Source organism: Conexibacter sp. CPCC 205762, assembly GCF_030646155.1.
In the GTDB taxonomy this organism is placed as follows: Bacteria; Actinomycetota; Thermoleophilia; order Solirubrobacterales; family Solirubrobacteraceae; genus Conexibacter.
In genome coordinates, this window is record NZ_JAUTDN010000081.1 from 1 (window position 1) to 8,560 (window position 8,560).

Sequence of the window (8,560 nt, forward strand, 5' to 3'; positions counted from 1 at the left end):
GGCGGGCGCGGCGGGCGCGGCGGGCGCGGCGGGCGCGGCGGGCGCGGCGGGCGCGGGGGACGCGCCGGTGACGGTCAGCTCGACGTCGAGGCCGCCCGCGCGCTGGCGCTCGACCAGCGCCGGCAGCTGGTCGATCCCGGGCAGCGGCGCGCGGTCGGGCTCCTGCTCGTCGCGCAGCAGGCCGACGATCCGGTCGATCTCCTCGATCGTCTCGCGCGCGAGCTGCTCGACCGTCGCGACCGCCTCCGCCGAGCGCTCCGCGTCGCGCTCGCGCAGCACGCGCGCCGCGCCGGCCTGCACGAGGATCGTGTTGAGCGCGTGGCCGGCCGAGTCGTGCAGCTCGCGGGCGATCCGCGCGCGCTCCTCGGCGACCGCCAGCTGCTGCTCGCGGCGGGCGCGGTCGAGCCGCTCGGCGAGCTGCGCGCGCAGGAAGCGGCGCCGGTCGCCGACCAGCCACGCGCCGGCCCAGACGAGCCCCGGCAGCGCGTAGTCGGCGACCCCGTACGGCGTCAGTGCCAGCTCGATCAGCACCAGCGCCGCCCACGCGACGGCCGCGACGAGCAGCAGCGGCCACGCGCGCCCCGGCCGCGGCGCGACCGCGACGGCGTAGAGCGCGACCGCCGGCGCCGGCGGGGCGTGGAGGCCGTAGGAGAGCGCCGCCAGCAGCAGGCTCAGCGCCAGCGTCGCGAGCACGACCGCCTGCGGGTGGCTGCGGCGCCACAGCAGCGCGAGCGCGCTCAGCAGCACGAGCGCGCAGGCGAGCGCGCCGGGGTCGCGGGTCTCCTGGGCGAAGTCGCCGAAGCCGCCGCCCAGCTGCAGCTCCAGCAGCGAGATCGCCAGCACCCCGAGCACGACCGCGAGGTCGGCGAGACGGTCGCGGGCGGGGGCGTCGCGGGCGGGGTCGTCGCGGGCGGGGTCGTCGCGGGCGGGGTCGTCGCGGGCGGAGCGGTCGCCGTCGCCGTCACCGTCGCGGTGAGCACGGTCGCGGGCGGTGCAGTCGCGGTCGCGGGCGGTGCGGGCGCGGGCGTCGGGCGGCGTCGCCATCGGCCAGAGCCTACGGGCGCGCGCGCCGTGCCGACAGCGCCCGCGGGAGGATGCGGGTCCTCCCCGGGGATGACCTCGCGGACCGTTCTCGCGGCGGTCGTCGCGGGCGGCGGCGGGACCTACCGTCGGCGGCATGACCAACGCAGATCGCACCGACGGGGTGCTCGCCCGCCTCGCCGACGCGATGTGGCGCCATCGCAGGACGGTGATCGCCACCTGGGTGGTCGTGCTCGCCGTCGCGATCGGCGGCGGGCTGACGCTCGCCGGCACCCACACCGTCGACTACAGCACCCCCGGCTCCGACTCGAAGGCCGCCTCCGAACGGCTCGTGCAGAGCTTCTCCGGCCGCTCCGGCGAGTCGCTCGACCTCGTCTGGAACGTCGCCGACGGGCGTGCCACGGCGCCGGCCGCGCGCGAGCGCGTCGAGCGGCTGCTGGACGAGATCGAGACCGTCCCCGGGATCGCCGGCGGGACCACCACCGCCGATGCCGAGGTGTCGGACGACGGCCGCACCGCGATCGTGCGCCTGCCGCTGGACCGCACCTCCGGCGAGGTGCCCGACGCCAGCGGCGAGCGGATCGGGGCGCTGGTCGCCGCGGCCGGCGGCGACGGGCTGAAGGTCGCCGTCAACGGGCAGGTCAACCGGCTCGACAGACAGGCGGGCGGCGGCGAGATGTTCGGCGTCGGCGTCGCCGCGGTCGTGCTGCTGATCACCTTCGGCGCGGTCGTCGCGGCCGGCCTGCCGATCGTCCTGGCGGCATTCGGCGTCGCGATCGCGTTCCTGCTCGGCGGGATCCTCGCGGCCGTGATCGACACGCCCGACTGGGCGTCGGAGGTGTCGATCATGATCGGCCTCGGCGTCGGGATCGACTACGCGCTGCTGATCCTGACCCGCTACCGCGCCGCGGTCGCGGGCGGCTCGGCACGGCGGGAGGCGAACGTCGTCGCGATGACGACGGCCGGCCACTCGGTGCTGGTCGCGGGCGGCAGCGTCGTGATCGCGCTGATGGGGCTGTTCATCATGCGGCTGCCGTACCTCTACGGCGTCGCGCTCGCCGCCAGCCTGACGGTCCTCGTCGTGCTGGCGGTGACGCTGACGCTGCTGCCGGCGCTGCTGGGCGTGTTCGGCAGAGCGATCGACGCGCTGCCGATCCCGGGGCTCAACCGGGCGCCCGCCGACCCCGAGCGGACGCCGTCGGCGCGCTGGGCACGGGCGGTCGTCCGCCGGCCGGTCGTCGCCGTCGTCGTCTCGCTGGTCGCGCTGGCGCTGCTGGCCGCGCCGCTGAGCGACATCCGCTTCGGCTTCCCCGACGCCGGCAACAACCGCGCGGACGCGACCACACGGCAGGCGTACGACCTGATCGCCGCCGGCTTCGGCGCCGGCTCCAACGCCTCGCTGATCGCGGTCGCCGACACGCCCTCCGCCGCCGCCCGCAGCGCCGCCGAGCGGCTGCGCGGCGAGATCGGCCGCGACCCCGGCGTCGTCGCCGTCGCGCCGCTGCAGCTCAACGACGCGCGCGACACGGCGACGATCGCGATCACCCCGCGCGACGGACCGTCGGCGCCGCAGACGAAGGCGCTCGTCGAGCGGCTGCGCGACGGCCCGCTCGCCGCCGCCGGGGTCGACGTGACGCTCGGCGGCGACACGGCCGCGACCGTCGACCAGGCGGCGGTGACGGCTTCGCGACTGCCGCTCTTCATCGGCGCCGTCGTCGTGCTGTCGTTCCTGCTGCTGTGGCGCGCCTTCCGCGCGCCGGTGATCGCGCTGAAGGCCGGCCTCTTCACGATCCTGTCGATCCTCGCCGCCTACGGCGTCGTCGCCTACGTCTCCGAGGGCGGCTGGGCCGGGCAGCTGATCGGGATCGACTCCGACCTGCCGGTGCCGCCGTTCATCCCGGTGATGATGTTCGCCGTCACCTTCGGGCTGGCGATGGACTACGAGGTCTTCATCGTCTCGCGCATGCAGGAGGAGCGCGAGCGGCTCGGCGACGCGCGCGCGGCGGTCGTCAGCGGCCTCGCGCGCACCTCGAAGGTGATCACGGCGGCGGCGCTGATCATGGTCTCGGTCTTCGGCGCATTCGCCTTCAGCAGCGAGCTGATCCTCAAGCTGATCGGCGTCGGCCTCGCCTCCGCGATCCTGATCGACGGGATCCTGATCCGGATGGTGCTGCTGCCCGGCGTGATGCACCTGCTCGGCGAGCGGGCGTGGTGGCGGCCGGGCGGCGGGCTCAGGCGGCCGGCCGCGGGCGTGCGGCGGGGGTGAGGAAGGAGGCGGCGACGACGAGCGCGACGACGGCGAGCATCGCGTCGCGCAGGCCGACGTGCTGCCCGAGCGCGCCGAGCGCGGGCGGGCCGACGAGGAAGGCGACGTAGCCGATTGTCGCGGCGGTGGAGACGCGCGCGCCCGTGTTCGGCCCCGACTGGCCGGCCGCCGACAGCGCGACCGGGAAGCCGAGCGAGGCGCCGATCCCCCACAGCACGACCGCGGCGACCGAGACAGGCTGACTGTCGACGAGCGAGACGAGCACGATCCCGAGCGCGCTGATCAGGGCGGTCGCGCGCAGCACGGCCGCCTCGCCGTAGCGCGCGACGAACCGTCCGCCGCCGAAGCGGCCGATCGTCATCGTCGCCGCGAAGACGGTGTAAGCGGCCGAGCCGAGCGCCGGGTCGAGGCCGTGGCCGTCGACCATCAGCAGCGGCAGCCAGTCGTTCGCGGCGCCCTCGGCGAGCGCCAGCGACAGCACGATCGCGCCGATCGCCAGCAGCCGCGGGTCGCGCCAGACGGCGTCGTCGCGACGTGCGGCGTCGGCGCCGGCACCAGCGGCCGTCGCGGGGGCCGCGCCGTCGCCGGCGTCCGTCGCCGGCGCGCCGGAGCCGTCTCCCGCGTCCGTGGCCGGCGCGGCGTCGCCGGAGCCGCCGCGCGCGGGCCCGGCGATCGAGCGGACCGCGTACGCCGCGCCGGCCGCCACGACGACGGCGATCGCCAGCAGGTGCAGCTCGATCGCCAGCGCGATCGCGGTCAGGCCGATCCCGATCGCCGCGCCGACGAGCGTGCCGAGGCTGAAGCAGCCGTGCAGCGCCGGGAAGGTCGGCCGCCGCAGCTCGCGCTCGACCTCCGCGCCGGCGACGTTGAGCGCGACGTCGGCGCCGCCCATGCCGAAGCCGAACAGCGCCAGCCCGGCGGTCACGAGCACGCGGCTGGCGACCGCCGCCCCGACCGCGACGACCACGACGCCGCCGACCAGCAGCGCCATCCCGGCCGTCGAGATCGCCCGCGGGCCGCGTCGCGCGACGGCGACGCCCGCGAGCAGGATCCCCGCCATCGAGCCGCCGGCGAGGCCGAGCAGCACCAGCCCCATCTCGCCGGTCGAGGCGCCGAGCAGGTCGCGCATGTCGGGCGTGCGCGCGACCCACGAGGCCATCGCCAGGCCCATCAGGAAGAACAGCAGGAAGAGTGCGTCGCGCCGGCGTCTCAGCGACGGCGCCGGCGGCGGGCCGGCGGGGGTCGTGGAGCGGGCGGCAGCGGTCGTCGACATCGCTGTACAAAAGTACACACTCCGGAATGCGGATACGATCCCGCGCGACGATGGCCGGCTCGCGACGCGTTCCGAACGACCCCGAGCGCAAAGCCCGGATCCTCGCCGCGACGCTCGACGTGATCGCCGAGCGCGGCGTCCACGCCACGACCCACCGGCGGATCGCGGCGCAGGCCGGCGTGCCCCTGGGCTCGCTGACCTACTACTTCGACGGGATCGACGCGATCTTCGCGCAGGCCTTCGCGCAGCTGGCGGAGGCGATGTCGGAGCGCTACGAGGCGGCGCTGAAGGCGGCCCGCGACCAGGCCGCGGCGTGCGACGCCGTCACCGAGCTGATCTGCGGCGGCGACTACGTGACCCAGCGCGAGCTGGTGCTGATGTGGGAGCTGTACGCCTACGCGAACCACAACGCGGCGGTCGCGACGACGAGCCGCGACTGGCTGCGGCGCAGCCGCGCCAGCCTCGCGCGCCACTTCTCGCCGGCCGCCTGCGTCGCGATCGACGCGCTCGTCGAAGCCTGGCCGATGCACCAGTCGTTCCAGCAGAGCCCGCTCGATCGCGACGTCGTCCGCCGGACGATCGCCGCGATCGCGAGCGAGCTGGGGTGAGTCAGGCGGGCTGCGGGCTGCCGTCCTTGCGCTCCATCAGCAAGCCGGCCAGCGGCAGCACGAAGAGGATCGCGCCGAGCACGATCAGCAGGATCCCGGCGGCGACGGCGACGCTGCCGACGACGCTCCAGCCCCAGACGCTCAGCAGCAGGCCGCGCAGCGTCTCGCCCTGGAACATCGTCGCCTTCTGCGCGACCAGTCTCTCGTCGTCGGGGTTGGCCATCTGCTCGGTGCTGATCTGCGCGTAGGACTTGCCGCCGCCGATCTCCTCGAGGTGGCGGCCGAGGTACTTCTCCGCGTAGGCCTTCGCCTTGGTGCCGTTGTCGACCTGCTGGCCGGCGTACTGCTCGAGGTCCTTCGGCAGCGCGTCGTCGCCGGCCTTCGGGAAGAAGATCGCCTGCGGCTCGAGCTGGTCGCGCACGACCTGCTTGTCGTAGTTGCCGGCGATCAGGGCCATCACGCCGAGCACGATCATGCCCGCCGCGATGCCCATCGCGATCGGCTTCGCCTGGGTGAGCTTGAGCACGAGATTGCGCATCTACGGTTCGTCCTTGGATAGTCGCGTGGTGGGTGGTGAGCCGGGCTCGGACCCGACGTGCACAGGCTCCCAACCGCGCCGACACGCCACATCGGGGGTTCCTCTCGGAGTCGATCCGTAGAAGGCCGCGGGGGCTACGGGTGCTCGCCCGCGGCGAGCGTCGCCAGCTCGGTGCGGTGACGCAGGTCGAGCTTCGCGTAGATGCGCGTGAGGTGGTTGGCGACCGTCTTCTCGGACAGGTGCAGCGCGGCGCCGATCTGCTTGTTGGCCGAGCCGGCGGCGACGAGGCGGGCGATCTCGCGCTCGCGCCCGGTCAGCTGCGCGAGCGCGTCGCGGCGGTCGGCGGCGGGGCGCTCGACGCGGGCGCTGACGCGGCCGCCGAGCCGGCGGATCGCGCGCGCGGTCGCTGCGTGGGCGCGGCGCATCCCGCAGGCAGCGAAGCCGTCGGCGGCCGCCTGCAGCTCGGCCGCGGCGGCCTCCGTCGCGCCGGCCGCGGCGAGCGCCTCGCCAAGCGTGGCGCGCGCTTGCGCCTGGTGCGGCGGCAGGCCGAGCGGCTCGACCAGCGCGACGGCGCCGCGCGCGGTGGCGACCGCGGCGTGGGCGACGGCATCACGGTGGGCGGCGTCGCGGCCGGCGGAGCGTGCGCCCTCGGCGAGCAGCACGAGCGTCTCCGCGACCGCGGCGTTCGCGCGCGCCAGCGGCAGGCCGAGGTGCTCGGCGCGCTCGCGCGCGAGCGCGGCCCAGCGGCGCGCCTGCGGCAGGTCCTCGATCCGCAGCGAGCAGCGCACCAGCTCCTCCGCGACCTGGCACGACCAGGCCGGGTCGATCGGCTCCAGTCGCGGCCCGGCGATCGCCGTCGCCTCGCGCAGCGCGCGCGCCGGGTCGGCGTCGGCGGAGCGGAACAGCGCGACGTTGAAGCAGCTCGTCAGCGCGACCATGTCGGCCTGCTGCGCCGCCAGCACGCGCAGCGCCTCCTCGCCGTCGCGCGCGGCCGCCTCGCGCTCGCCGGCCTCCGCGTGCAGGTGGCAGGAGAGCGCGAGCGCGTGGCCGAGCAGGCGGTCGGCGCCGAGCAGCCGCGCGAGCTGGACGCCCTCGCCGACCAGCTCCAGCGACCGCTCCAGCTCGCCGAGGTTCCAGCCGCTCATCCCGCGGAAGGTCAGCAGCGCGGCGAGCGCGTGATCCTGGCCGGAGCGGCGCGCGAGCGTCGCGCCGCGCTCCAGCAGCGCGTCGGCGGCCGCGAAGCGCTCGTGCGCGATCGCGACGAGCCCGAGCGTGTACGTCGTCTCCAGCCCGCGCATCAGCTCCTCGTCGGCGACCAGCGCCAGCTCCGCCAGCGCCTCGTCGACGAGCGCCGCCGCCGTCACGTGCGCGCCGGCCCAGCTCGCCGCCATGCTCGCCAGCGCCCGCGCCGAGGCGATCGCGTAGCGCGTCCCGGCCGCCTCCGCGGCCGCCAGCGCAGCATGCACCGCGTCGCCGGCCTCGTGCGCCGCGAGCTGCACGAGCGTGAGCGCGAGCGCGAGCCGCAGCTCCGCCTCCTGCGCGGGGTCAAGCTGCGGCTGCGCGGAATGCGGGTCCGGCTCCTGCGCGGGGTCGAGCGGCGTCCGCGCGGGCTGGGGCTCCTGCGCGGCGCCGGCCGGCGCCTGCGCGAGCGCGCGCTCCAGCCGCGCGCGGGCGTCGAGCGGGCGGCCCAGCTCGCGTTCGAGCTGCGCGAGCTGGACGGCCATCGGCACGGCCAGCGGCGAGCCGGCCGGCAGCTCGTCGTGGACCGCGAGCAGGACCTCGTGGGCGGCGTCGAGCCGGCCGGTCGCGGCCAGCGCCAGCGAGCGCCGCAGCCGCAGGCCGAGGCGGCGGTCGCCGGCGTCGGCGGGCAGCAGCCGCTCGGCCGCCTCCAGCCAGCGCGCGGCGGCGTCGGGCGCGGTCGCGTGGGCGCTGCCGGCGGCTGCCTCCAGCAGTCCGATCGCCGTCTCGTCGCCGGGCGCCGCGCTGACGACGAGATGCGGGGCGACGACGCGCGGATCGGCGCCGCGCGCGGTCAGCTCCCGCGCCAGCGCGGCGTGGCCGGCCTGGCGCCGCTGGACCGAGATCCGCGCGTGCACCGCCTCGCGCACGAGCGGGTGGCGGAAGCGGCAGCGCAGGTCGCCGCCGTCGAGCTCCAGCAGGCGCGCGTCGAGCAGCGCGTCGACCGCGGCGGCGGCGGTGCCGGCCGGCAGATCGGCGGCGACCGCGGCGAGGTCGAGCGCGAACGGATCGCCGGCCAGCGCGCCGCCCTCCAGCAGCGCGCGCGCCGCCGCCGGCAGCGCCTGCACCGTCGCCTCGACCGCGGCCAGGACCGAGCCGGGGACGGCGTCGCCGCTGCGGTGGCCGCGCGCCAGCTCCAGCAGGAAGAACGGATTGCCGTGGGCACGGGCGAGCAGCTCGTCGGCGTCGTCGGCCTGCGCCAGCAGCGTGCGAGCGGCCGCCTCGGGCAGCGGGCCGAGCTGCAGCGACCGGCGCTCGGGCAGGTCGCGCCCGGCCTCCGCGAGCGCGGTCGCGGCGGCGCCGGGGCGGCTGGCGACGACGAACAGCACGCCGGCGCTGGGCGGCTGGCGCAGCAGGTGGAGCGCCAGCTCGAGGCTCGCCGCGTCGGCCCAGTGGAGGTCGTCGAGCAGCAGCACGAGCGGCCCGCGCGCCGCCAGCGCCGCGATCAGCCCGCCGACCGCGCGATGGAGCCGGAAGCGCGCCTCGCTGGAGGCGCCGAGCCCCTCGGCCGCCGCCGCGTCCGCACCGCCGCCCGCCACGCCCGCGCCAGCCCCGCCCGCCGCGCTCACGCCGCCCTCGCCCGCCGCGCCCGCACC

6 protein-coding genes are annotated in these 8,560 nt (G+C 76.9%); 2 read left to right on the forward strand and 4 right to left on the reverse strand.

All coding sequences use genetic code 11. From position 1 onward, the window contains the following. A partial coding sequence (locus Q7L73_RS28250; RefSeq protein ID WP_304715779.1) for a sensor histidine kinase occupies positions 1–1,044 on the reverse strand: 1,044 nt, incomplete at its 3' end. A gap of 133 nt (positions 1,045–1,177) precedes the next feature. On the opposite strand from Q7L73_RS28250, the gene Q7L73_RS28255 reads away from it, so the two are divergent. After that, entirely contained in the window at positions 1,178–3,307 is a 2,130-nt protein-coding gene (locus Q7L73_RS28255) for an MMPL family transporter (RefSeq protein WP_304696169.1), read from the forward strand. Here the strand turns inward: Q7L73_RS28255 and Q7L73_RS28260 are convergent. Beyond that, a complete protein-coding gene (locus Q7L73_RS28260) occupies positions 3,273–4,580 on the reverse strand; it encodes an MFS transporter (RefSeq protein ID WP_304696171.1) in 1,308 nt (435 codons plus the stop codon). The two genes, Q7L73_RS28255 and Q7L73_RS28260, sit on opposite strands and share 35 nt — an antisense overlap. A 50-nt stretch (positions 4,581–4,630) precedes the next feature. Here Q7L73_RS28260 and Q7L73_RS28265 point away from each other — a divergent pair, with 50 nt between their 5' ends. Beyond that, positions 4,631–5,188: a TetR/AcrR family transcriptional regulator gene (locus Q7L73_RS28265; RefSeq protein WP_304696172.1), complete on the forward strand. Its 558-nt coding sequence runs from the start codon at positions 4,631–4,633 to the stop codon at positions 5,186–5,188. 1 nt (position 5,189) lies between these two features. Here Q7L73_RS28265 and Q7L73_RS28270 read toward each other — a convergent pair whose 3' ends face one another. Both Q7L73_RS28270 and Q7L73_RS28275 read right to left on the reverse strand, forming a co-directional pair. Then, entirely contained in the window at positions 5,190–5,726 is a 537-nt protein-coding gene (locus Q7L73_RS28270) for a hypothetical protein (RefSeq protein WP_304696174.1), read from the reverse strand. Between the two features lie 134 nt (positions 5,727–5,860). After that, a partial coding sequence (locus Q7L73_RS28275; protein WP_304715780.1) for a LuxR family transcriptional regulator occupies positions 5,861–8,560 on the reverse strand: 2,700 nt, incomplete at its 5' end.